The sequence below is a fragment of the Streptomyces sp. CB03238 genome, assembly GCF_002099185.1.
Classification (GTDB): Bacteria; Actinomycetota; Actinomycetes; order Streptomycetales; family Streptomycetaceae; genus Streptomyces.
Genome location: NZ_NBCN01000007.1, coordinates 248378 through 272438, shown reverse-complemented (window position 1 = coordinate 272438; position 24061 = coordinate 248378). Strand labels below are relative to the sequence as shown.

The 24061-nt window shown below is 68.2% G+C and carries 23 protein-coding genes and 1 pseudogene; 7 read left to right on the top strand and 17 right to left on the bottom strand.

The window, feature by feature from the left end:
• Positions 1 to 90: 90 nt before the first annotated feature.
• A complete protein-coding gene (gene tyrS / locus BKD26_RS14415; protein WP_084898230.1) occupies positions 91 to 1494 on the bottom strand; it encodes a tyrosine--tRNA ligase in 1404 nt (467 codons plus the stop codon).
• A 408-nt stretch (positions 1495 to 1902) separates the two neighbouring features.
• Between tyrS and BKD26_RS14410 the strand changes: the two genes are divergently transcribed.
• On the top strand, positions 1903 to 2733 hold the full coding sequence (locus tag BKD26_RS14410) for an RNA methyltransferase (protein ID WP_084898229.1): 831 nt from the start codon (positions 1903 to 1905) through the stop codon (positions 2731 to 2733).
• Between the two features lie 10 nt (positions 2734 to 2743).
• On the opposite strand, the gene BKD26_RS14405 is transcribed toward BKD26_RS14410, so the two are convergent.
• The 10 genes from BKD26_RS14405 to BKD26_RS14360 all read right to left on the bottom strand — a co-directional run bounded on the left by BKD26_RS14405 (position 2744) and on the right by BKD26_RS14360 (position 12016).
• Positions 2744 to 3745, bottom strand: coding sequence for a glycosyltransferase (locus BKD26_RS14405; protein WP_084898228.1), 1002 nt, complete (start codon positions 3743 to 3745; stop codon positions 2744 to 2746).
• On the bottom strand, positions 3745 to 4644 hold the full coding sequence (locus tag BKD26_RS14400; RefSeq protein WP_179166536.1) for a glycosyltransferase: 900 nt from the start codon (positions 4642 to 4644) through the stop codon (positions 3745 to 3747). The genes BKD26_RS14405 and BKD26_RS14400 overlap by 1 nt, the downstream gene beginning before the upstream one ends.
• Positions 4641 to 5396, bottom strand: a complete 756-nt coding sequence (locus BKD26_RS14395; protein WP_143662648.1) for an HAD family hydrolase — start codon at positions 5394 to 5396, stop codon at positions 4641 to 4643. The genes BKD26_RS14400 and BKD26_RS14395 overlap by 4 nt, the downstream gene beginning before the upstream one ends.
• Complete coding sequence (locus BKD26_RS14390) at positions 5393 to 6415, bottom strand: NAD-dependent epimerase/dehydratase family protein (RefSeq protein WP_084898225.1); 1023 nt, start codon at positions 6413 to 6415, stop codon at positions 5393 to 5395. Before BKD26_RS14390 ends, BKD26_RS14395 begins: the two co-directional genes overlap by 4 nt.
• A 100-nt stretch (positions 6416 to 6515) precedes the next feature.
• Positions 6516 to 7727, bottom strand: coding sequence for a polysaccharide pyruvyl transferase family protein (locus tag BKD26_RS14385; protein ID WP_179166535.1), 1212 nt, complete (start codon positions 7725 to 7727; stop codon positions 6516 to 6518).
• Positions 7728 to 7744: 17 nt separating this feature from the next.
• A complete protein-coding gene (locus BKD26_RS14380; RefSeq protein WP_084898223.1) occupies positions 7745 to 8800 on the bottom strand; it encodes a glycosyltransferase in 1056 nt (351 codons plus the stop codon).
• Entirely contained in the window at positions 8797 to 9840 is a 1044-nt protein-coding gene (locus tag BKD26_RS14375) for a glycosyltransferase family 2 protein (protein ID WP_241518653.1), read from the bottom strand. Before BKD26_RS14375 ends, BKD26_RS14380 begins: the two co-directional genes overlap by 4 nt.
• Complete coding sequence (locus tag BKD26_RS14370) at positions 9837 to 10535, bottom strand: phytanoyl-CoA dioxygenase family protein (RefSeq protein ID WP_084898221.1); 699 nt, start codon at positions 10533 to 10535, stop codon at positions 9837 to 9839. The genes BKD26_RS14375 and BKD26_RS14370 overlap by 4 nt, the downstream gene beginning before the upstream one ends.
• A complete protein-coding gene (locus BKD26_RS14365) occupies positions 10532 to 11509 on the bottom strand; it encodes an NAD-dependent epimerase/dehydratase family protein (RefSeq protein ID WP_241518652.1) in 978 nt (325 codons plus the stop codon). The genes BKD26_RS14370 and BKD26_RS14365 overlap by 4 nt, the downstream gene beginning before the upstream one ends.
• A gap of 102 nt (positions 11510 to 11611) precedes the next feature.
• Positions 11612 to 12016, bottom strand: a complete 405-nt coding sequence (locus BKD26_RS14360) for an ATP-binding protein (RefSeq protein ID WP_179166534.1) — start codon at positions 12014 to 12016, stop codon at positions 11612 to 11614.
• 381 nt (positions 12017 to 12397) lie between these two features.
• Between BKD26_RS14360 and BKD26_RS14355 the strand changes: the two genes are divergently transcribed.
• The gene (locus BKD26_RS14355) at positions 12398 to 13435 is read left to right on the top strand and encodes an AAA family ATPase (protein ID WP_084898218.1); all 1038 of its coding nucleotides are present in this window, start codon (positions 12398 to 12400) and stop codon (positions 13433 to 13435) included.
• Positions 13435 to 13986 carry a guanylate kinase gene (locus BKD26_RS14350; RefSeq protein ID WP_084898217.1) on the top strand — a complete coding sequence of 184 codons (552 nt, stop codon included), beginning with the start codon at positions 13435 to 13437 and terminating at the stop codon, positions 13984 to 13986. Before BKD26_RS14355 ends, BKD26_RS14350 begins: the two co-directional genes overlap by 1 nt.
• Here BKD26_RS14350 and BKD26_RS14345 read toward each other — a convergent pair.
• The 5 genes from BKD26_RS14345 to BKD26_RS14325 all read right to left on the bottom strand — a co-directional run bounded on the left by BKD26_RS14345 (position 13981) and on the right by BKD26_RS14325 (position 18532).
• A complete protein-coding gene (locus tag BKD26_RS14345; RefSeq protein WP_084898216.1) occupies positions 13981 to 14838 on the bottom strand; it encodes an NAD(P)-dependent oxidoreductase in 858 nt (285 codons plus the stop codon). The two genes, BKD26_RS14350 and BKD26_RS14345, sit on opposite strands and share 6 nt — an antisense overlap.
• Positions 14835 to 15500 (bottom strand): HAD-IA family hydrolase, encoded by a 666-nt coding sequence (locus tag BKD26_RS14340; RefSeq protein ID WP_084898215.1) that lies wholly within the window; start codon positions 15498 to 15500, stop codon positions 14835 to 14837. The genes BKD26_RS14345 and BKD26_RS14340 overlap by 4 nt, the downstream gene beginning before the upstream one ends.
• A 37-nt stretch (positions 15501 to 15537) precedes the next feature.
• Positions 15538 to 15999 (bottom strand): PPC domain-containing DNA-binding protein, encoded by a 462-nt coding sequence (locus BKD26_RS14335; RefSeq protein ID WP_084898214.1) that lies wholly within the window; start codon positions 15997 to 15999, stop codon positions 15538 to 15540.
• A gap of 32 nt (positions 16000 to 16031) precedes the next feature.
• Entirely contained in the window at positions 16032 to 17030 is a 999-nt protein-coding gene (locus tag BKD26_RS14330; protein WP_084898213.1) for an asparaginase, read from the bottom strand.
• A 65-nt stretch (positions 17031 to 17095) separates the two neighbouring features.
• On the bottom strand, positions 17096 to 18532 hold the full coding sequence (locus BKD26_RS14325) for a helix-turn-helix transcriptional regulator (protein ID WP_179166533.1): 1437 nt from the start codon (positions 18530 to 18532) through the stop codon (positions 17096 to 17098).
• Positions 18533 to 19050: 518 nt separating this feature from the next.
• Here BKD26_RS14325 and BKD26_RS14320 point away from each other — a divergent pair.
• A pseudogene (locus tag BKD26_RS14320) lies at positions 19051 to 19929 on the top strand (GNAT family N-acetyltransferase).
• A 128-nt stretch (positions 19930 to 20057) separates the two neighbouring features.
• Here the strand turns inward: BKD26_RS14320 and BKD26_RS14315 are convergent.
• Entirely contained in the window at positions 20058 to 20498 is a 441-nt protein-coding gene (locus BKD26_RS14315) for a PPOX class F420-dependent oxidoreductase (protein WP_084898211.1), read from the bottom strand.
• Positions 20499 to 21187: 689 nt separating this feature from the next.
• On the opposite strand from BKD26_RS14315, the gene BKD26_RS14310 reads away from it, so the two are divergent.
• Genes BKD26_RS14310 through BKD26_RS14300 form a run of 3 tightly spaced genes read left to right on the top strand, consistent with a single transcriptional unit; the run spans position 21188 to position 24061 of the window.
• Positions 21188 to 21721, top strand: a complete 534-nt coding sequence (locus BKD26_RS14310; RefSeq protein WP_084898210.1) for a hypothetical protein — start codon at positions 21188 to 21190, stop codon at positions 21719 to 21721.
• Positions 21722 to 21724: 3 nt separating this feature from the next.
• Positions 21725 to 22840: an MAB_1171c family putative transporter gene (locus BKD26_RS14305; protein WP_084898209.1), complete on the top strand. Its 1116-nt coding sequence runs from the start codon at positions 21725 to 21727 to the stop codon at positions 22838 to 22840.
• A gap of 24 nt (positions 22841 to 22864) precedes the next feature.
• On the top strand, positions 22865 to 24061 hold the full coding sequence (locus BKD26_RS14300; RefSeq protein WP_084898208.1) for an amidohydrolase family protein: 1197 nt from the start codon (positions 22865 to 22867) through the stop codon (positions 24059 to 24061).

The window sequence follows — 24061 nt, the reverse complement described above, 5'->3', positions numbered from 1 at the left end:
CCGGTGGAACTGGTGATTCCGTCTACGGACGAACCTGCGGCTCGGGTAACGGCGCCGACCCGGACGGGTGGGTCGGCGCCGGGCTTGATCTCAGACGTCGATGCGGGCGACCTTACGGCCCACCTTGAGGTACAGCTCGGCGCCGTCGAGTGTCCCGAGCTCGCTCACGATCGCGCTGAGCGTCTGCTGGACGGAAGCCTCCGAGAGCTGCGTGGTCTGCTGGTCTCCATCGGATTCGCGGATCAGGCGGAGACCGTTCTGCTGGGCCACGCGGCGCACGGCGGACATGCTGGGAGCGAAGTCCAGCGTGTGGCTGATCAGCGCCCCGAGGGTGTCCTCCGCATGGTCCTTCAGGACGACGACGGGGAGGTTCTGGGTGTCGCCGAAAGAGCGCTTGGAGAAGCGCGCCGTGAACTCGGCGCGGGCGGCGGCAGCGGCGTCGAGGCCGTGGAGGGCAGCCACCACCTCGCCGGCGAGGATCCGCTTGACCGCCATCGGGTGCGCGGTCCCCTCCTCCAGACGCTTGGTGATCACGCGGATTTCGTCGTCGGTCCACTCGGTGAGCAGCTGGAGGTACGGCTCGGTGAGGTGGTCGGGGATGGACATCAGCTGGCCGTAGACGTCATCAGGGGCCGCCGTCAGCCCCACGTAGTTGCCCTTGCTCTTGCTCATCTTCGTGCCCGTGCCGTCGGTGCCCTCGATGAGCGGGGTGGTGATGACCACCTCGGGGGTCTGGTCCGAGATCTCCATGACCTTGCGGCACATCTGGAGGTTCAGCAGCTGATCCACGCCGCCGAGCTCGACGTCGGCGTCGATGGCCACGGAGTCCCACGCCATGACGACGGAGTAGACGAACTCGGCGACGGACAGCCCATGGCCCTCAGCGAGCCGGGTGCGGAAGTCCTCGCGCTGGAGCGACATGGAGACCGGTACCCGGGCGAGGACGCCGACGAGCTCAGGCAGGGTGATCTTGTTCAGCCACTCGCCGTTGAAGCGCAGGTCGGCACGCTCGAAGTCGATGAACGGGGTGACCTGCTGCTGGTAGCCGCTGAGGTTGCGGGCGATGTCCTCGTCGGTGAGGGCCGGCCGTTCCGAGGAGCGGCCGGACGGGTCGCCGATCTTGGCCGTGACGTCGCCGATGATGAAGACGACGTGGTGACCCATCCGCTGGAACCGGCTGGCGATGATGATCGGCACCGCGTGGCCGAGGTGGACATCCGGGGAGGTCGGGTCGATGCCGTACTTGACGACGGACGGCCGTCCCGCCGCCTGCGCGGCCTCGATCTTCTCCGCCAGCACCGCTGCCGAGGGGATCAGGTGATTCGTGCGCCCCTCGACCAGGGCGGCCTGCTCCTTCGGGGAGAGGTCGGAGAGGTCGAGGGAGCGCCGCGCTGTTGTCTCGCCGAGCAGCTGCGCGACCGTATAGTCCGCGCCCAGGTCCGCTCCATCGAGGATGTGCATGACACGCGTGACGGACTCACTCAAACGGCTCATGGCGCCTATACGCTCCTGCGTCGAACAACTGGCCGAACTGGTATGCAGATTGGGAAACGGCGAGTCTATCGTCGCCTCCTTCGGAGCGTAGTTGGATTAATCATGAATGAGCCTGCCGTCCCCAGCCGGCCGCATCAACGGGCGACCCGCGATCATGCTTGAGAGGGAGCCGCACCCGGTGCGTACAGGTGAACGAGGGCCCGAGGGGCAAAGCCCACTGCCGGCCTCACGCAATGCGTGCAAGAAGATCTGGCCGCTGGCCGGCAGGGGCCGAGGGCTGTCTCTGGTGACCGGTCCGGCACGCGGGGTTCCGGGGGTGGCTGCGTGTACCCTGCTAGGTGCCCCGGTGCCGCGTTTCACCTGGGATGGTAGGGCTCACGACAATAGGTATTTCAGCTTGGAGGACGGGTGGCGGTACAGCGGATCACGACCCGCAATGCCCGTTTCCAGCAGCTGGAGACGCTGCTCAACAATCGCACCAAGCGAGGGCGCGCGAAGGAATTCCTGGTTCAGGGCGTGCGGCCGATCACGATGGCTGTGGAACACGGCTGGACGATTCGCTCCCTGCTGTACGACGCCAGCCGCCCGCTGTCGCGCTGGGCCGAGGAACTGCTGCGCGGAAACGGTGCCGAGCGCGTTGCGATGGCACCACAACTCCTCGCGGAGCTCAGCGAGAAGGCCGACGGGGCAGCGGAGATCCTTGCTGTCGTCGAGATGCCGCCGGACAGCCTGTCTCGGATCAAGGTCCACGACTCCTTCCTCGGTCTGGTCTTCGACCGTCCGACGCAGCCCGGCAACATCGGAAGCATCGTGCGGTCGGCCGACGCCTTCGGTGCTGACGGGCTCATCGTGACGGGCCACGCTGCGGATCCGTACGACCCCAAGTCGGTACGTTCCTCCACCGGCTCCTTCTTCTCCGTTCCTGTGGTGCGCAGCCAGTCGCACCACGAAGTCATGGAGTGGCTGGAGAAGGAGCGCGCTCAGGGGCGGCCAGTGGCCATCGTCGGTACGGACGAGAACGGTGACGCCGACGTCTCGGAATTCGACCTGACCCAGCCGGTCATGCTGCTGATCGGCAACGAGACCGCCGGCCTCAGTGCTGCGTGGCGTGAACTCTGTGACCATGTGATCAGCATTCCTATGACCGGCTCGGCCAGCTCCCTGAACGCGTCGAACGCCGCCTCCGTCGTCCTCTACGAGGCGCGCCGCCAGCGTCTCGCGAAGCAGCGCACGACGTAACCCGCCGACGTCACCTCCAGACCTCGCCGCTGACCGCTCTCTTATAGACCGCCAGGTACTGGTGAGCGATGGTGTGGTGACCCCATCGGTCCAACGCTGTCTTGCGGACGGCCTGGGCTGTGGGCAGCGACGCCAGCACCCGCCTCGCGTCGCTGGGTTTGACCTCCCGGCCGGCGGGCAGCACCGCCCCGACGCCGGGGACGATCTCGGGCAGGCAACCGTTGTCGCTGGCGATCACTGGGGTGCCGCTGGCGGCGGCTTCCGAGACGACGGTGGCGCCGGGCTCGATCCATCGTCCGCCGAACGGTCCTCCCCAGGGCTGGGACAGAACGAGCTGCGCTCGGGCGCGTGCGATCAGTCGGGTACGAGCGCTGCCGCCGACCTCGCCCACGTAGCGGACGGTGTGTGGGAAGTCCGCCAGTAGATCGTCAAGGTAGTCCTTCTCCCAGGCTGGTCCGGCGACCGTCAGCGGCAGGCCGGCGGCGTGCGCGAATGCCGCCGCCTCGCGTACGCCCTTGTGTGCGGAGACCCGCCCCAGGAAGAGGAAGTAGTCGTCCTTCGCCTCCTGGAACGGATACCGGGAGGGGTTGACCGGAAGCCGGATCACCGGAGCCGATATGGACCCCGCTGCGGTGCGTTGGGCGCGGGAGAGGTAGATGCCGTTCCTCCGGCGCTCTGGCACGCCGTTGAGGTGGTGCGTGCTTACGGTCGGCCTGAGCCCGCCGGGAGGAAGAGCGGCGGTGTTCGAATGGTCGTGGACGATGTCCGGGGCGAATGCCTCGATGGCGGCGTGAATGTCGGCTGTCTCGACTGCGGCGGACACCGTGACACCTTCCTGGACGGGGCTTCCAGGGGCTCCAAGAAGCAGGATCTCGCACCCGGCCTCCAGCAGCCCGTCCATGAGCGTGGCAACGACCCACTGGATGCCGCCGTAGCCCTGGGGTGGCACGGTAATCCACTGGGTGGGATCGACCCCATACCGATACGGCGGAATGACTATGGCCACCTTCATCAGTCACCCCTTTTGGTCTCGTCATCGATGGCGCTGGCCTGGTGCCCCGTGATGACCTCCCAGCAGACGCCGAGGAGGACGCTGGCGGTGTAGAGCATCGCCAGGGCGGTCCGCACTCGACGGACGCCGTCCCCTGACCGGTTACGGCCCCATTCCTTCGCGATTCCTCGCCGCGCGTCGTTGCGCCGTGCTTCGCTGCGCCCCTGCCAGAAGGCGCGGCGCAGCAGGTAGGACAGGGTCAGCCGGTGGGTGGGGATCAGGTGTTGGACGTCAGCGCCGTGCAGGATCGTCGCGGTGGCGCCGCCTGTGGTCATCTCCCGTACGAAGGTGGTGTCCTCGGCGGAGGTGAGGGAGCTGCCGATCCGGCCGAGACGTTCGTCGAAGCCCACACCCAGCAGCCGGGCGTGCTCTACGTCGATGGCGAAGCTGCCGCCCCAGATCGATGCCGGACGGGAAGGGGCGTGGGAGCCGAGGTAGTGCAGCTGGCCCGAGGTCAGGAACCACGGGCGACGGTGCCCTTGGAGATGGGCGGTGATCCTCGTCCCCGTCACATGTGCCCCAGCAGCCAAGGCCCCCCGCATCTCGTCGAGAGCGTGAGCGTTGGGGACGATGTCGTCGTCGAGGAAGACAAGGTGCCGGGTAGGGGATTCCTTCATGGCCTTGTTGCGGCTGTAAGCAAGCCCACGGTTGGCCTCGTTGCAGATCACGCGGAATCGGGAAGGGGTCGGGGAGACATCCTCGGGCAGTAGGGGCAGTTGGTGCGTCGGCATGTCCGCGATGATCAGCATGGAGTCCCGGGGGCCCATCGCAGGGGTGATGCGGGCGATCGCCCCCGGCAGGCTGTCCGGGCGGTTGCTGCACACGGCGATGGTGAGCGGGAGAGTAGCGCTGGGGGTCACGGGTGCACCTTTCGGTCGCCCCTGGGGCCGTGCTGGTCGCGGTCGAAGGCCTGCAGCACATCGGACAGATCCCCGAGCGTGGCGAGCGCCCAGTACCCCGTGCTTTGGCCTCTCGTACGATCTCGCCGGCCTCGCAGATCGCGGTACGCGGTCACGATCTCGGGAGCCACTTCGGAAGGAGCGCTCCATCCGTCATCCACGCTGACGATCGCGGCCGAGCAGCCGAGGGCCAGTGCGGGAATGGCGTCGTGGTCGAGTCGGTCTCCGACGACCACGGTGTGGTCCAGCTTCCAACCCAGCTGGTCCAGTGCCCACGTGAAGAGACGGGGGTCGGGCTTGGCGTAGCCGACGAGCGAGTCGAGCGCGACGAGGCGGACTTGGCGCTCGATGCCCAGCGTGCGAAGGGCGGCGAGGCATTCCGGGGGCTGGTTGGCGACGACGCACACCTCGTAGGTCCCGGCGAGCCCGGTGAGCGCGTCGACTGCTCCGGGGATCGGCTGGACGAGCGAGGTCCAGCGGGCGCGGACGCGCTGCCAGCTCTTCGTGCCGTTGGGCGGGAAGAGACTGGGCGGCGGCGAGCCGGGCGTGCGGTCCTGGTAGAAGGTGCGCATGGCCTGGAGGAAGGCGTCCATGGTGAGCGCGGGCTCGTCCGCCCGCGAGAGTTCCCAGACGCCTTGGAGCCATGCGAGGTCGAACGGCTCGTCGTAGTAGAGGACTCCGCCGATATCGATGGCGAGGGTGTGCGCGGTCATGACGTGACCGCCCGTCCGGAGGCCCACGTGAGCCACTCGGGCTTGTCCGCTGCGTCGTTCTCGATGGTGAGGGAGGTCGTGGGTTCCACGGGGCCGTGTTCGCGGGCCCAGCCCGCAGTATGGCGCAGCCCTTGGGTGAGCGGGGTGTCGGCCCAGTCGCCGAGCATCGTACGGGCGAGGGTGTTGTCGGTGTAGGCGGCGTGGACCTCGTCGCGGGCAGCCAGGTGAATGATCGGGTGGTCGGGCACGCCCATCGCGGTGCGCACGGCGTGCGCCATTTCCAGCACGGTGGTGGTCTGCGAGGAGCCGACGTTGAACACCTGGCCCCAGGCGCTGGGCTGGTCGGCGGCGGCGAGGAAGGTGCCGACGATGTCCGGGGCGTAGGTGAAGGCACGGATCTGGCTGCCGTCTCCGTACACGCTGATGGGTTCGCCCCGCATGATCTGGTTGAGGAAGATGGCGACGGCGTTGCGGTAGGGATCGCCCATGTTCTGCCGCTCGCCGTAGACGTTGTGCATCCGCATCGCGAAGTACGGCAGGCCCTGCAAATGCATGGTGACGGCGAGCTCACGCTCGACCGCGAGCTTCGCATTGCCGTAACTGTCCGCCGGCGTGGGCTGCTCGTCCTCGCGCATGGGTACGTGCCCGTGTCCGTAGACCGCGACCGACGAGGCGAAGCCGAAGAACTGGACCTTCGCGGCCAGCGAGGCGTTGATCAGGTTGATGCTGCCGAGCAGGTTCACGGAGTAGTTGTGGTGCTTGACGGCGTGGCTGATGCCTTCGGCGGCGAAGGCGGCCAGGTGATAGACGCCGTCGAAGCGGTACGAGGCGAAGAGCTCGGTGACTGCGGCTTGGTCGGCCACCGAGCCGACGACGAGGGTCGCGCCGGCGGGTACGTTCTCGGTCTTGCCGCCGTCGAGGTTGTCCAGGACGACGACGTCGTCGCCGCGCTCGATCAAGGATGCGGCCAGGTGGGACCCGATGAAACCGGCGCCGCCGGTCACCAGATGCGTAGGCATGACTGATCTGTCTCCTCTTGCCTGAGTGGGGTCCACCCGTGGACCGGGATTGTCCATCTGCGGGTGGTCGTACGAGCTACTGCGCCGGCGCCTGGGGGCTTCAGGCACCGAGGAGCTTGCGGATCCGGGCGAAGTCGTCGTGTGCGCGATCGGTGATCAGCGGGAGTCGCTGCCGCAGGATGGCGCGCAGCCCGGCCGCGTCGGTGTCATTGACGAGCCGGTCGATGACGGAGGGGTCCTCGGCAAAGGCCCGGACGTCCATGTGAATGCCGGCCACGTCGACCGAGTCTCCGTAGGTCTCGGCCAGGACGCCGTTGAACTTGTGCGAGTGACCGATGGCGACAGCCGGCACTCCGCTGGACAGCGCGCCGATCGCGGCATGCAGGCGCTCGGAGACGACGAGCTCGGCCCGCGCCAGGATGCCCTTGTAGTCGGATGCGGACAGCGCACCGGGCAGCACCTTGACCTGGGGCGAGCCGAACGCTTCCGCGATGCGGGCGGCGAGGATGCGGTCGTCGTTGTGCGACCGGGAGTCGTGGCAGTGCGGCACGAGCAGGACCGGCATGTCCCAAGTCCGTACGAAGGAGGTGACGAGCCGTGTCAGCGCCGCGAGGTGTCGCGCCTCCTCCAGGGTGCTGAAGCGGGTGATGCCCTGGCTCGGAGCGACGCAGACGTACGGCTCGCCGGGGGTAAGCCCCAGGTGGCTGAGCACGGCGGACACGCCCTCGCTGGTGGCAGCCGACAGCAGGAAGGCGGGGTCGGAGGAGAGACTCACCCTCTGCTCCGGTAGGCCGAGCTTGTCCACGACGTAGCGGTGGGAGACGCTTTCCCGGACGGTGAGAAGCTGGAGGCGGTCGGCCACCGTCAGCCACGCTTCCGCGTCGGAGGAGCCGTCGAAGGGGCCGACGGACTGGCCGATCATCACCGTAGGGATGCCCCGCTGCTGGGCGGCGATCAGGGCGCGGAGGTAGGGCGTGGAGACTCCGTAGTCGGAGGTGTGCAAGTCGCCCCCGGTGGCGATGACCAGGTCCGTGTCGGCGAGCAGTCGTTCGCGGCGGGCGCTCAGCTCGGACGGGCTCTCCTGGGGACGCATCTGCTGCCAGGAGCGGGAGACGACGAACGGATCGGCCGCGCAGTCGGCACCGGTGGGGGCGAGGGCTTCCTTGTCGAGCGCCGGGGTCTGGGTGAGGACGGTGACCTGGTGAGCGCCCATGACGCCGTGGGGATTCAACTGCTCGACGATGGATCGGGCCAGGGCCTCGACACCTCGGCTCTCGCAGCTGGTGATGCCGGTTATGAGGATGTTGGGCACAACGGACCTCCCAGAGGTCATAAGGCGAACTGGATGAGTTCGGCCAGTACGGTGCGGTAGTTGAAGCGCTCGTGCACTCGGCGTTGGATGGCAGCCAGCGGTCTGCGGTACCGACCTGGATCACGGAGCATCTGGGCGAGGGTGTCGGCCGGATCGCCGCCCAGCAGAAACAGCTCGACGTCATCGCCGTAGAGGGCGGAGAGGTGGCCCAAGTCCGGCCAGAGCACGGGGATGCTGCCCGAAGCCAATGTTTCGAACATGCGTGGGGTCAGCAGTTCCATCCGCGCGAGAAGCGGTCGTGCGAGCACGGGCGTGATCGCCGCCTGAGCCATGGCGGAGACCACCTGCCCGAACGGCACGGGCGGCGCCACCTCGACGCCGTGCTCCTCCATCCAGCCGTGCTCGTTGGCGGTCGCGAGAAGGTGGTCGGGATGCGGATCGCCGGTCCACCAGCGTCCGCACACCCGAATGCGGCGGATCGGCGGCCGACTGGCGCCTGCGGCATGCAGCAGGCTGGTCATCTCCTTCCAGCGCCACCAGTTCGCGCCGACGTACTGCAGCTCGTACGGCATCGTCCGCGGGTTCGGGTAGTCGGTGGCGAGGCGGTGGATGTCCGGCATCCCGAAGTAGCTGAAGAACTGGGCGCCGTCGGGGAGGTGCTCGCCGAGGCGCGGCTGGAGGATCACATCGCTCAGGTCGGCGTAGAGCTTGTGCCAGGAATCGATGGTGTCCACGCCGGCGTTGTTGTCGACCCCGGCGCACACCTGCGGCCCCCAGTGACCGTCGGGGTCGAGCACGATTCGCCGCTGGCGCGGCACGACCTCGCACAGTTCACGCTGTTGGAGGGAAAGGAACTGGGCGTTCTCGAAGACGAGGACGAGGTGGGTGGCCCAGGTGATGTCGTCCACGACGGGCAGGTGGGCGTTCACCGTGCCGTCGAGCCGCGACAGCTGGCTCGAGACCCCGACTTCGCATCCGACGGCCTGAGCAACCCGGGCGTACTCGGCGATCATGTGGCTGGAGCCCGCGTTCCAGTGGAAGACACCGGCGAACAGGATCCGGGGCGTGGTCATCGCGTGCTCCTTGCCTGCTGTGCCGCGTAGTCGGCCACCTGTCGGCCGAGCTGGCGGTGGGCACGTCGGCGGGCCCGGATCAGCGGTACGCGCCGCCCAAGCCACCACACGGCCTCGGTGGTCTCCCACGTCCCGCGCCACCAGGTGGTCTCGCCCCCGACGCCGCGTCCGCGCAGATCGTCTCTCAGCCACCGGCTCGCCAACCGCAGCGTGGGAAGTGGGCGCCAGTCGATGTCGGTGAGCAGGTAGTAGTAGCGGTTGCGGCGCATTTGGACGCGCCGGTAGCGGCTGCCCGCAGTTCCCCCGCCGCCGAAGTGCTGGATGCCGACATCAAGCAGGAGGGCAACGCGCCAGCCGGCCCAACGGGCGCGGCGGCACAGGTCGGTCTCCTCGTAGTACGTGTGGAAGACCTCGTCGAAGAGGCCGACGGTACGCAGCAGTGTGGTGCGGACGAAGAAGGCGGCCCCTTGGACGTAGGCGTGCTCCAGGGTGTGCGGGGCCCTGCCTTCGAGCGGGCCGGCAGGTGAGGGGTGGTTCGGCCAGTCCCCGGCGAAGGCGTGCTGCTCGCCCCAGCGCAGTGCGGTCTTCGACCAGTTGTTGTGGGCGCCGAGCGCGGTGTTGCCCGACTCGTCGTACTCGTACTGCATGGGGCCGACCACGCCGTAGCCGGTCCAGGTCTCCATAAACTCGACCAGGTCGCGCAGCAGGGAGTTCGGCGTCTGGGTGTCCGGGTTCACGAGGAAGACATAGTCCGCGCCGTCTTCGAGTGCCGCGCGCATCCCGATGTTGTTGGCGCGGGCGAAGCCGACGTTGCTGTCGTTCTGGATGATCCGCACCCGCGGGAAGCGCTTCTGCACGAAGGCTGCGCTGCCGTCGTGGGAGTCGTTGTCGACGTACCAGATGGTCAGGTCGAACCCCGCGGCGTCACTTTCGAGGAGCGAGGCGAAGCAGGGCTCCAGCCAGCTGAGCTCGTTGGTGCCCACGGTGATCGCCGCCACCCGTACGCGTCGCACTGGTCCGATGGGGGCGGAGCTGGTCACGGCAGCTCCATCTCGACCGGGGCGAACTCGATGACGATGCTGCGCCGGATGCGTGCGGAGGTGTTACGGCGTGATGCGTGGGCGACACGTACGTCATGGACGCCGACGTCGCCGGCCGCGAGCGAGAGCGCGCGGACGGGGCCACGTGCTTGAAGCGCTTCCGTGTCCATCTCGTCGGGCAGCAGGTGCGATCCGGGGACGAACTCCAGACAGCCGTTGGCCGGGTCGGAGTCGTCGAGGAAGAGGCTCAGGTTGCACACGGTGTGGGCAGGCACCGTGGTCCGGTCGCGGTGCCAGGGCACGGGGGCGGCCACCTCAGGCAGTTTGACGATCATGGCGCAGGCGGTGGCGCGGACCGGGCAGCCCAGGATGGCCGCAGCCAAGGGGTGCAGGAGACCGTCGGCACCGTAGAGGCGCGCAGTCGCGGGCGCCTCCTGGTTCTGCAGGTTGTGGATCCGGTAGAGGACGGAGGTACTGGTGCCGGCGGGTGTGAAGTGCCAGTAGTCGGGCGACCGGAAGCCGTCGTGCGTGAAGCGACGGATCAGGTGGTCAGCCTCGGCACGGAGGGTCTTGAGCGCGTCTCCCCCGATCTGCTGGGAGAGGGCGGCGTAGCCGTCCTCACGAAAGTCCCGGAGCACCCCGTCGGCAAGCGGCGCAGAGGGACCGCCAGTCGGGCTCTGTGCCTGCTGTGTCATCGTTCCCCCGCTGCGGTGTGGTGGAGCTGCGTGGCGAACCAGTCGATGGTGGTGCTCAACCCCTTGCGGGGCTCGGTCTCCGGCCTCCAGCCGAACTTGTCCCAGGCCAGGGTGATATCCGGCTTGCGGCGACCCGGATCGTCGACCGGGCGGTCTACGAATTCGATCGGCGAGGCGGAACCGCACAGCTCGCCAACCAGGTGAGCGAGCTCCAGGACCGTGGTCTCGGCGGAGTTGCCCAGGTTCACGGGGCCGGTGTGCCGACCCGAGGCGACGGCGAGGATGCCCCGGACGGTGTCGTCCACGTAGCACAAAGACCGCGTCTGCGAGCCATCGCCGGTGACGGTCAGCGGTTCTCCCGCCAGCGCCTGGCGGACAAAGGTCGGCACCGCTCGCCCGTCGTCGGCCCGCATCCGGGGGCCGAAGGTGTTGAAGATCCGTACGATCGCGGTGTCGACGCCGTGCTCGGTGCGGTAGGCGGTCGTCGCCGCCTCGGCGAACCGCTTCGCCTCGTCGTAGACGCTGCGCGGCCCGACCGGGTTGACGTTGCCCCAGTACGACTCGCGCTGCGGGTGCTGGAGAGGGTCGCCGTACACCTCGGAGGTGGAGGCGAGCACGAAGCGGGCCTTCTTCTGCCTGGCCAGCTCCAGCGCGTTGAACGTTCCCTGCGCCCCGGCCTGAAGGGTCTCGATCGGCAGGCGCAGGTAGTCCTGCGGGGAGGCCGGCGAAGCGAGGTGGAGAACGAGGTCAACCCCACCCGACACCGGGATCGGGGTCGTGACATCGTGCACCAGCAGTTCGAACCGGTCGTCGGCCCGCCGATGCACGACGTTGTCGGCCGTGCCCGTGAGGAAGTTGTCGACGCAGACAACCTCGACGCCGCTGTCGAGCAGCAGGTCACACAGATGGGAGCCGACGAACCCGCAGCCGCCGGTGACGACGGCTCGACGGAAAGGGACCTGGCCCGTTGCCATGGCTGTTCCATGCAAAGAGGTGCTCATAATGCCTCTTTCTCGGCAATTCGAATGAAAATCGACATGCTTGTGCCCTCCTCGGGCGTCACGAGAGGCTGGGATTCAGCAGGGTGTGGCGGAGCTGGTCTCCGAGCAGGCGGAGCTCGCGCTGATGAGTCCCCATACGGCCTTGCCTCCGGGAACCGGGGTCCATCCCCAGTCCCGGGTGAGCTCTTGGACCAGCAGCAGTCCCCGGCCGGTCTCGGCATCCTGGTCGTCGGCTGACTTCTTCGGCTCGCCGTCGGCCTGGTCGATCACCTGGAGGACGACATCCCCGTTGTCCAGCCATGCACCGAACTCCACGGAACCGGAATCCCCCGTTGCCGTGACGGCGTTGGCGACGAGTTCGGTTATGACCAGGCCGACGTCGGCGATGACGCTCGCGCTCAGCTGGCCGGCGAAGCAGGCGCTCACGAGATGGCGCGCCACCCGGGCGGCGACGGGCTCGGCCGCGAGAGCGCAGCGCATTCGGGGCGTCCGTGTGGACTGCCCGGTCGTGATCAACAAGGTCATCGCCTGGCCCTCGCCATGCGTGGTCCCCTGGCCCAACACGGTGTCACCTCCGCTGAGAGCCGCCGCCGTGGCACATGGAGTGCATGCGGTCGGCCCGCACTCCACGATGACGTCGAACCGCGCCCTCGCTTATGAGCGTTTATGAGAGCGCAGCTTCGTCCAGCCCTACTGGCCTTACAGGGGCTCTGGTCTGCCGCTCGGTGGCCCCCATCTCACCTCCTGTGGCGCCGTCGGGGTATCACGTGGGACTGCTCGTTCCGCTCGCCCGACGCCGTCACTTCTTTTCAACATCCGCTTACACATGGGCTCATGAGAGGGAGACTTAGGGTCCGGATCATGTCGAGAAGCGAAGAGGCGGTACGTGGCGTGGGAAAGATCCGCGTCGGCTGGCGGCCGGAGGTTCTCCGGGCGCGGCGTGAGGCACACGGCCTGACGCTCGAGGGTGCGGGCGAGAAACTGCGCGCTGTGGCTGCGGCGGCCGGACTGACCGTCCCGGCCGCGAACTTTCAGACGCTGTGGCAGCACGAGCAGGGCGAGATCTATCCCGGCCCGCACTATCGCCGCGCGTACTGCCTTCTCTACCGGGCTACAGAGCCCGAACTCGGCTTCCGGCAGGCACTACCCGGCGAAACCACGGGCGTGCAGCTCGCCCCCTACTCCGAGCCGCTCGCCGGTGCACACGTCCTGGCGGTGGAGCGCGCTCTGCTGCAGATCGCTCCAGGCCGGCCCGACTCGCCCAGCGACGATCTGCAGCATCGGATAATGGATGCCTGGAAGCGTCGGCACACCGGTGGCGACCCGAATCGCCCCACCCTTGTCCTGGTCGGCGGTCTCGCGGGCAGCGGGAAGTCGGAGTTCGCACGGTTCATCTCGCAGCTGACCGGATGGCCGGTGCTCGACAAGGACCCGATCACGCGCCCCCTCGCGGAGCGGCTGCTCTCCGAGCTCGGGTGCGACCCGAACGACCGGCACAGCGCGCTCTACCGAGAGAAGGTGCGCCCCCTGGAGTACCAGTGCCTCCTGGAGGCCGCGTACGCCAACGTTGACTGCTCGATCAGCACTGTGGTCACCGCGCCGTTCATCGCGGAACTTAGCGACCCGCGGTGGGTTCAGCGCCTGGTGAACCGGTGCGAAGCACGAGGGGTGTCAGTCTCCGTCATGTGGATCCAGTGCGACCTCGACACCATGCGGGAGTACATCACGTTCCGCTCAGCGGCCCGGGACTCGTGGAAGATCCAGAACTGGGACGAGTACGCTGCCACGGTCGATCCGGAGCTGCGTCCCTCCGTCCCGCACCTGGTGGTCGACAACCGCCTGGGCGCTGCTATCTCCCTTACCGACCAGGTACGCCAAGTCTTCGGGACGGTTCACTGATGAACACCGGAATCCTCCTATACGGGCCGCCGGCCTCCGGCAAGGACACCGTCACGGCTGCGCTCACCGCCCTCGATGCGTCGTATGCGCCCTTCGCGAGGCTGAAGATCGGCACCGGTCGTACGCATGGCTACCGCATGGGTACGCGCGACCAGTTGGCCGAGCTGGAGGAACGCGGCGAGGTCATCTACCGCAACGACCGTTACGACAGCACGTACGTCGTCGACCAGCCCGGTCTGGACAAGGCGATGGACGGCGGTCAGGTTCCGATCGTGCACCTGGGCCAGGTCGAAGGCGTACAACGGGTCGCGGACGGCTACGCCGCCCGGTGGTGGCGGGTGCTGTTGTGGTGTCCCCGCGATGTCACGGCACTTCGGTCCGTGGGGCGGGGCGATGCCGATACCCCAGCCCGCCTGGCAGCCTGGGACGCGACCGAGCGCGACCTCGACCTGCACCCCGGTGTCACCTGGGATCTGACGATCCACACCGATCGCGTACAGGTGCAGGACGCCGCCGCTGAGATCCACGCGCTGGTTGGGGCCCGGTCATAGCCCGCGGTCGCCCTCGGACTGCAGCAGGGCCAAGGCGTCCTCGACGGTGAGATCGGCGCCCCGAGCCTCATCCCAAAGGGCAAGGACGGCTACGACGGCATGCATGAGGTCGTCCGGTAGGCCCGCGTCAGCGAGAAGGGCCGCCGCTTCCTCCATCTCCGGCCCCCAGCGCCACGCGCGTGCGGCGGTCTTGGGGATGTAGTCGGTCTCAACGAGGTAGCTGCGGCTTCGCTGGCTGGCGACATCGAGCAGCTCCTCGCCCACGCCGTACGCTTCGGCAAGGCCGTACGAGAGGGCCGCCAGGACGCGTGATGCCTTTTGGTAGCTGGAGTAGGTCAGCTTGAGCGCGGAGGCTCGACCAAGCTCGGTGCCCAGAGACCGTACCCGCACGTCCGTCCCGGCGAAGAGCTTCTCGAGCAGGGCGACAGGATCGGCTGCGCCCGCGACGTAGAGGCGGGGCTGCTTCCCGCCGACCGGCGGGGACCCGATGACCGCCGCGTCGATGACCACGGTGTCCGGCAGGATCTGCGAGATCCACCCCACGCGCTGCGGAGTGATCGCGTTCGCCTCCACATAGATCTTGTCCGCGAAGCCGTACTCCGCGACCATCTCCGCCACGCTCTCGGCGGCGCCCGGCGGGCACAGCGACAGGACGAGATCCGCGCGCTCAAGGAGCTCGCCGAGGTCATCCACGGCCGCCAGATCGGCATCGACCGCCCGCTGTGCTGTGGCGCGGCTTCGCCCGGTCGGGCACCACAAGACGTCCGTCCCCTGTCGACGCAACTGGCCGCCCACCGCGGCTCCCATGCTGCCGGGGTGCAGAAGTCCCACGGTCATGCGGGGACTGGTCATCGTGGCTCCCTTTCTGGGGCTGCGGCCGCCAACAGGTCAATCGCGGCGCGAGCACCGCTCACCTCATGGTCGGGTGCGAGACATCCGTCCGGCCAGACGACGCCCCGGTTGATCCACACTGTCCTGAGACCGGCATCACGGCCGCCGTCGATGTCGGTGACGGGGTTGTCGCCGACTATCCAGCCGGTACCGCCGGCGTCACCCTTGCACCGGCGGATCGCTTCCAGGAAGAAGACTCGGTCCGGCTTGCGGGCGCCGGCCTCCTCGGAGATGCACACGGCGTCGACGCGCCTGGCGATCCCCGTGGCCCGCAGCTTGGCCCACTGGATGTCTGCCGCCCCGTTCGTCGCGATGCCGATGCGCCAGCCCGCAGCCCTGAGCTCGTCCAGGCCGACGAGGACGTCCGAGGGACAGTGCACTGAGGCGGCGATATCAGAGCAGTAATCCCTCCATAGTTGCTCAGCGGGTTCAGCGAAGCCGAACCGTTCACGTACCTCCACGAACTGCCCAGGCCCCGCCCGGTCCTTGAACAACTGGTGGACCCACTCGGCCTCCTGCGTACCGAGGCCCCTCAGAGCGCAGAACTCGGCTGCCCATTCCACGAGGGCGAGCTTGCGGTCGATGAGCGTGTTGTCCAGGTCAAACAGGACGAAGGGCTTCATGATGTCCGTCTGTCATCGGCACGCCAGGACGCCGCCTCTACTCGCCGAAGGTGAGCAGGGGTACGTCGTAGAGTGCGGGGTTGCGTGGCCTAGTCATGGTCGGCGAGACGACCTCCACGACGAAGAGCTCGCTGAGGAACTGGACCTTGGCGCTCAGAAGGTGGCTGGTGCGGCCGTCGGCCGACTGAGCCTTCAGGCCGGCGGACACGTGGATGTGCGGCAGGATGCCGCCGGTCAGAGGATCGTGGGCGAGCGTGCCCGCGCCGAATGCTTCGACGTTAGTGACGTAGGTCTTGGCCCAGACCGGGGCGTCGGGATCTTCGAGTTTCTCGCAAGCGCCGACGATTTCGGCTTCGGCGAACGCGCCGATGAACGAGGGAATGTAGCCCTGTCGTACCCCGTGGTCGCGACAGAACGCGGAGAGTGCGTCGAAGAAGTCCTCGCCGTGGTCGAAGGTAACGCCGAAGGTTCGGCCGATGGTCAGTTCATGGGCGCGCACGGGTGTCCTTTCGAGGGGGTGACGTGTGTGACTCAGTGCGCGAAGACGGCGAACTGCTTGGTGATCGTCTCGCGGTCCGCGTGTTGGGCGAGCAGCGCTTGGAGCAGGAGACGAGCCTGGTAGGGACCGAGGTCGCCGGCCGGGATGAGCCCGCGGTTGATCAGGTCCTTCTCCGAGCCGGGGAAGCCGTACGTGCTGGTGAGGACAGGGCCGTTGCCGATGCGCGAGGCGAGGACCACGGGGATGCTCGCGGCGAGCCGGTCGATACTCTCGACCAGTCGCTGAGGAACATGTCCCACGCCGAACGCGGCGACGACAAGCCCGTCACAACTGCCGTCCCATGCCGCGAGCAGTGTGCCGTCGTCGCCGAGGCAGACCGTGTACAAGCCCACACGCGCGTCACGGTTCGGCGGCGCCAGGGGACCGAATCGGCGGGGCAGCGGCCCGGTCAACCGCACACGGTCCTCCGCAACCCGGCCGATGGGCCCGGTCCCGGGGGACGCGAAGGCGGCGGGGCTGGTGGTGTGGGACTTGCGGACATGTCGCGCGGCGTGGATCTCGTCGTTCAGGACGACCAACGCCCCGGCTCCGTGCAGCTGCGGGTCAGCTGCGGCGACGACCGCCGCGTACAGGTTGGCGGGTCCGTCGGGTCCGGCCATGGTGGGGTTGCGCATGGCGCCGGTAACGATGACCGGCTGGTCGTGACCGTGGTGGAGGTCGAGGTAGAACGCGGTTTCCTCGATAGTGTCGGTGCCCTGAGTGATCACGACCCCGTCGACGCCGCCGCCGTCGAGGGTCCTACCGATCGCCGCCCCGAGCTCCGTGAGGTCCTTGAACGTGAGCGACGCGCCGGGCACCCGGCGAAAGTCGTGCACGCGCAGGTCGATGCCGCGACCGGCCAAGCCGGGGACGGCCGCGAGAAGGTCATGGGCAGAGAGAGCCGGGACGACTCCACCGGTCGCCGGATCGGCAGTCATGGCGATGGTGCCGCCAAGAGAATAGACAGCCACCGTGCGTGTCGCGCCCACCATTGCCCCCAACTTCCCTTCCGTCTCTCACCTATTGGATCTCACGCTCGGAGATCGTTCCCTGCAGGCTATCGGGTAGCCCCCACAAGGTCACCAGCCTCGGACCGCAGCTCGGCGGCCACGTATGCGCAGGCCCGGTCCAAGGCGCCGAGGCTGAGATGCCGGCTCCGGGGCCTGGCGAGTCTGGTGGTCCCCACAGCAGCGAGCTGTCCACAACGGCGAATCAACCAGGGGCGATCGAGGCCCAGATAGTCGGCAGTTGCCGACAGCCGAACCCCAGGCGTGGGGCCCGTGGTCATCGTGTGCGCTTTCGCGTGGCCGGTGATGTCCGCAAAGGCCCGGAGGGAACGCGCCCCGCCGGTAATGGCTGTCTGGGGGACGGGAGCAGCCCGTACCCAGGTCGCGATGGCAGCCCTGTGCCCTGGCACGAGCACGAAGCCATCCGTCTGCTGAAGGTCCGGTTCGTCGGTCAGCCAGGTCGTGACGCCGTACGACTCCATCAGCGCGATAGCGAGGAACAGCAGCACGCGCTCGTATGCGGGCGAAGCAACGACTTCTGGGCCGGGAATGCAGAAGGCGCGCCCCACGCCACTGTGCTCGCGCTCGGGAGCCATCATCTGGAGGTACCGGTGCTTGTGTTCGAAGAGCAGCCAGGTCGCAGCCTCCTCGCCGCGCTGTTCCCGGGTCCAGAAGACCGGATCGCCGGCTAGCTCGTCTCGCTGGTCGAGGATGAACTCCGCGCACGCCCGGGAGCCGACAAGCATCTGGGACCCGTCGGTGAGGTCACCCAGGGCGATCGGCCCACGGCCGTGGCCTAATAGTTGCTGCGGAGGAACGCTGTCTTCTCCGTGAAGCACCGCGTCATCGCCCAGGACAGCGGAGTCGAAACCTGCCGCGGCCCACAGAATCCCGTACGTGAGGTCGTCCAGCTCGTAGGCCACGGGGACGGCAAAGGTGCTCCCCTTTCCGCCACGAACACCCTCTCGCGCGTCCATTACGAAGTGCCGGCGCGTCCCATCCACATTGTGGTGTGCGGCGAGCAGGGCCCTGAGGGGCATCCGACTCCACGTCTCGAACTCTCTGCTCGACCCGAGATGCAGGGCGTCGCTCCGGAAGGACGTGGCCGGTCCAGTCAGCACGGGGAGCGCCGTCGGTGGCAGGTTCCGCCCGGCGGGCAGAAGGAGTTGTCCCGGTCCCTCCCGCAGCGTCAGGCGTCCGCCCAAGCCGTCCGACGTCGACGGGGGCAGGGTGCTGTCGGGCAATGGGCCCAGAAGCCGCCCGGGTACGCCGAGGGCCTCGCTCCATTGTGCGAGTTGGCGACGGTCACCGATCTTTTTCTGACCACGCTCCAGCCGACTGACCTCGGCTTGATCAATACTGACCAGCCTGGCGACAGATGCCTGCGAAAGTCCGGTGTGCTTCCGGAAGAGCCTAACGACCACGCCGAGGTCCCAGGCGCGAACAGCCGCCTCGACGTCCGGGTCCGCCCAGAATTCAGGTGCCACCCTGGGCATCGCGCTCCGCTGGCAGGGCCCGCATCGCGTTCCCGAATTGAACCGGCTGAGCGTCGCACGGCACACCGAACAACGTCGCTCTGCCCCGCCGCCCATCCCCACCTCACCTGTATGTGATCAGGCGAACCCCCAGCGTGCCCAGGCTCCCACATGCGCCACAGTCCTCAGAAGCCGATATTCAACCGATCTTGGAGCGCGTGATCTGGACTGACAGCGGGCATGTGTGGTGCCTTCTCCGTCGGGTCCGACTCACGGAGCGCACGGCTGCACTCTCCATGCCGGGCCTCATTGGCGACGAGAACCGCCTTGTGTCAGCTGCGGCAGACGGGACGGTGCGCGTAGATCGCCAAGGTCGGTCGGCGGCGAAGCCCCCTCTCTGATGGCGGAGGTGTTTGCCGCACTGCGACAACGCGGCCCGCCGTAGTTTTCCGGCACGGCACGCTGGGCCTGGCGCCTCGCCCACGCGGAAAACTGCGGGCGCACGCCGACAGCAGGAGGGATCATGAGGCATGCGCCCGGATGGCTGGCACCTCACTGAAGACCTCGACGGCTTTCTCGCCCGAGCCGGAGACTTCCTGCGCTCGCGTCCCCTCTGCACACCGTCCCGCTGACGGTGACCGAGGCGCTGCGCACACGTGGGGCGAACGCGTACGGCGCCGAAGCGGCCCCCGTCTTCGGCTGGCTGGAGCGGGCGGGCGAGGTCCGCGCGGCCTTCTTCCGCACCCCGCCCCGCCGCCCGTACCTCACCCCCCTCACCCCCGAAGAGGCCGACGGTCTCGCCGCCCACCTAACCGACCTCGGCCACCCCCTTCCCGGCGTCAACGCGGACCACGACACCGCAACCGCCTTCGCCGAGGCTTGGCAGCGGCACACGGGCGCGACGCCGACGCTCCACGAGCGGGAGCGCCTGTACCGCCTCGGCACGCTCACACCACCGGAGCCGCTCCCGGAGGGCCGAGGTCGAACCGCGCGAGCAGGACCGCGAGCAACTCATGCTCTGGCACCGCGAGTTCGTCGCCGATATCGGAGGAAACCCCGCTGCGGACAACAGTTCATGGGCGGACACGCGCATCGCCCACGGACGCGTCAGGTGCTGGGAGACCCCGGACGGCACCCCCGTCTCCATGGCCGGCGTGACCCCGATGGTCGCCGGCCAGATCCGGGTGGCCCCCGTCTACACCCCGGCCCACCTGCGCGGCCGTGGCTACGCGGGCGCCGCGACGGTCGAGGTGAGCCGGGCCGCGCTGGCGGCAGGCGCGGCGGAGGTGCTGCTGTTCGCGGACCTGGCCAACCCCACCAGCAACGGCCTCTACCAGCGGATTGGATACCGCCCGGTCGCCGACTTCGCGGTGTACGACTTCTCGTCTGCCGCGCCGGAGATCCGTTGAAGAATCCCGTGGCGGCAGCACAGCGAACACCTCTGCCATCAGAGGACTTCGCCGCCAGCACCACTTCTCGGTATGGCCTGGCTTTCGTGCCGCCCACAACGACAACGGCTCGATCGGCGGCTTGATCCCTAGGCTGCGGCGTCCGAGACCTTGGACCTGGGTGCATCGACATGCCCCATGGCTCGGTCGATCGTGATCTCGATGACCACGCGCTCTGGGTCCGGAGCCGGCGTGCGCCGGTACCGCTTTCCGTAGCGCGTCACAGCGTCGTCCACTGCGGCTGCGTCCGTGCGCACCTCAGCCGTGCCTTCCAACGTCGCCCAGCGCCCTCCGTCCACCTGGCAGACGGCGACGCGCGCTTGGCCGGGAAGCGCCGCCTGCACGTTGGCGACTTTCCTGCTCGATTTGCGGGTGATAACCCGGGCGACGCCGGCGTCGGCATCCACGGTGACCCCAACCGGCACGACATGAGGGTGGCCGTCTGGGCGGAGCGTGGTCAGAGTGCACAGGTGGTACTCATTCCAGAACTCCAGGTAGCCATTTCCCTTGCGGTGTATCTCTGCATGCATGGCCGGAAGTCTAATCGCGGATGATGTCCCAACTGTCCGAAAGTGATCATGGCCGCACCTCTCCTTTCGTCGCGCAACCCAAGGGTTTCGGTGTCGAACATCCGTATTTGGCGCGTTCGTGTGCGGCGAGAGCGTCTCGGGTTGATAACGAAGGCGGCGCCCTTCGTGGCGCTTGGCGTGGTCGCGACATTCGCGAGAACTGCCAGATCAAAAGCATGATCTAAAACCAGGTGTGCTGATTTAGTGCGATTTGTAGTTGCGGTGCCGCTGTGACCTGATGGGTGTTTTCCAGCCGGATCTTGATGCGGCTTCGCGTAGTGTCCGATGAAGTCCCCACAGCCTGCCTGGGATGCTTTGCGTCGTGTCATTGCTCGTTCGCGTCAGTGACTTAGGCGTCAGAGGAGTCTTGGGCGCGCACCCGTGTGGTTCACGGATCAGGTCCTTCGCGGCCTGGATCGACGTACTGCCCTCGATGCCTGTGATCACTTTCGGCTGTGCCGTGCGGCGGGACTGGACATGGTCGAAACGGGCGCGGCCGTCGCCCGGCTTCGTGCCGGAGCAATCCACGGCTGGCGCGAAGGGGATTACTGATGTGGCCGGGAAGAACTGACCGCGACACGACTGAACACAAGGTGCCTGCGCAGAGCCGTCGCGGCTTGGGTCGGTGGCGTACCGCTCAGAAGCGAACGGTGGAGCGAGACCTGCACCGCCGGCTGCGTCGCGAGCTTCGGGACCTCGGCGTCCAGCCGCCGCTGGACGTGAAGGAGTTGTGCCGGGCGCTCGGCGAGAGACGGGGGCGTCCGATCGTCCTGCGACCTTTCCCGCTCGAGAGGCCCGGACCGTCGGGGCTGTGGGTCGACACGCCCCAGATGGACGTGGTGCTCTACCAGCAGGAGACGACCCCTCTGCATCAGGATCACATCATCCTGCACGAGGTGTTCCACATCATCGTGGCGGAGGACGAGCGGGCCGAGGAGGAGGAAGAAGCTCCGGACGACTTCGTCGAGGGCTGGGCCACGATGATCCCGGTGCTCGATCCAGCGCTGATCCGTCGTGTGGCTCGCCGATGCTCGTACGACGACGGAGAAGAGTGCGCTGTCGAGCTCGCGGCCACGATCATCCTGGAGTGGTCGTCGGTGCTCGACCATGTCGCCCCGATGCCGGAGGACCCCACGGTGCAGCGAGTACAGGCGGCCCTCGGTGACCGACGAGGGTGGCTGTAACCGATGACCGAACTGATCCTCCTGGGGCTCGCCGCCGCCGTGGCGTGGAAGCTCTACCAGTGGTCACGAGCCCCGCAGGACGCGCCGCTGCGTTCTGTCACCCTCTGCCTGCTCACCGCCCTGCTGTCCTATCCCCTGGCCATGCCGGGCGGTGCTTCGGGCGTCGACACCGTGGCCGGGCATGGCACGGCGAAGCTCGTGCAGAACGTGCTGCTCCTGCTGACGGTCTACTTCCTCATGTGCTTCTACCTGTACTCGGCCGACGGGCCGACCGCACGTCGACGGGCCCGGCGAGAAGCCATCGCCGTCGCGCTGGTGGCAGTGGCCATCATCGTGGCCGCGGAGACGGTTCCCCATGACGTCTTCGCCGGGTCCTTCAGCACGGCGGACATGACGATCCCGCAGATCGCCTTCTTCTACGGTGTCACCGGCCTGTATCTCATGTACGCCCTCGGCGTCACCGGTCGGTGGACCCGCCAGTACGCCCGCATGTCGCGGCGCCCGCACGCGACGGGATTGTGGATGGCCGCTGTGGGCCTGAGCGCGATGGCGGTGGCCTGCGCGGTCCGCGCGGTCTTCGTGGCCGTCCGTTGGAGCGGCGGGACGGTACCGCATCCGCTCATGGCCGGCGTCGCGGTGTTCCTCGTCGTGTCCATCCTGCTCTTCGTCGCCGGTGTCACCTACGCGGGAGCCCGCGCGAGGGTCACCTCGGCGCGGCTCTGGCTGCGGCGACGCCGTGATCACCGACGCCTGGCCCCGCTGTGGCAGCTGCTCACCGAGGCGTACCCCGAGAACGTGCTGCGGCCGGCTTCCGCGGCGCTCTGGGATCGTTGGAAGGCGCGTGGCGTGCACCGGCGCTACCACCGGCGGATAGTGGAGTGCCTGGACGGATTGATTGATATCAGCCCGTATCTGGCTCGCGAGGGTGAGGGCACCGAAGTCCTCGCCCTCCCGCCCGCCGTGCTGGCGGACCGCCTTCGCCAGGCCGTGATCGCGATCGGAAAGGACGCCCTTCCAGCACGTCAGGCCGTACCCCTGGCGGTGCCCCAGGCCGATGACCGGGACGCGGACGTACGTCAGCTGATCGCGGTGTCGGACGCGCTCCGTCTGTCCGTCTGACCGTCGACGATCAAGGAGGCCGAGATGCTGATCACCGCCCGCCGAGTCCTCGTGGGCCCCGGAACGTATCTGGACGATGGTGCGGTCCTCGTCGAAGGCGACTCGATCGCGGAGGTGGGGCCGCGCGCGCAGATCGAGGAGCGGCTCGGTGCGGGCGGCACGCACCTCGCGTTCCCCGAGGGCACGGTGGTGCCCGGCCTCATCGACGCCCACGTGCACCTGGTGTTCGACGGCGGTGCGGACCCCGTGGCCACGCTCCACGAGTCGAGCGACGAGACACTGCTGAAGGACATGCGCCGCCGGGCGGAACAACTGCTCTCCAGCGGCGTGACGACAGCGCGCGATCTGGGAGACCGTAACGGCCTCGCCCTCCGTCTGGATGCGGAGATCGCCGGCGGCAGCACTCCCGGTCCCCGGATCATCTCCGCGGGCACACCCGCGACCCCGCCCGGAGGCCACTGCCACTTCCTCGGAGGTGAGGTCTCCGGGGAGGCCGAGGCCCGCGATCTCGTACGGCGCAACGTCGAGGCGGGCGCCACCGTGATCAAGGCGATGGTGACCGGAGGCGGCCTGACCAAGGACGGGCCGAAGAGCTGGCAGAGCCAGTTCTCCCGAGAGGAACTCCAGGCCCTCGTGGACGAGGCCCACCGGGCCGGCCTGCCGGTGGCCGCCCACGCGCACGGCACGGACGGCATCACCGCGGCCGTCGAGGCAGGGGTGGACACGATCGAGCACTGCACGTGGATGACGAGCGACGGCTTCGACCTGCGGCAGGACGTCCTGAAGCAGATCATCGACCGGGGCATCGCGGTCTGCCCGGCTGTGAGTCCCCACTGGCAGATGCTCCCCCGCTTCTTCGGTGAGGAGCGGGCGGCGGCCATGTTCGACCTCGTACGCCAGATGGCGGACGCCGGAGCCAAGCTCATCGCCGGAACCGACGCCGGGGTCCAGCGCACGGGGTTCGACGGCCTGGCCCCTGCCTTGGCGTTCTACGCGCACCTGGGCCTGCCGAACAGCAGGATCCTCGACATGGCGACCGCCGACGCGGCCGACGCGCTGGGGCTGGGCGGCACGACGGGCCGGATCGCAGCGGGGTTCCGCGCGGACCTGCTTGTGATCGACGGAGACCCCCTCGAAGACCTCAGCGTCCTGAAGGAGATCCGCGCCGTGGTCGCCGAGGGACGGCTGCACGAGCCGGGCAATACGTCAGCGCAACAGTAG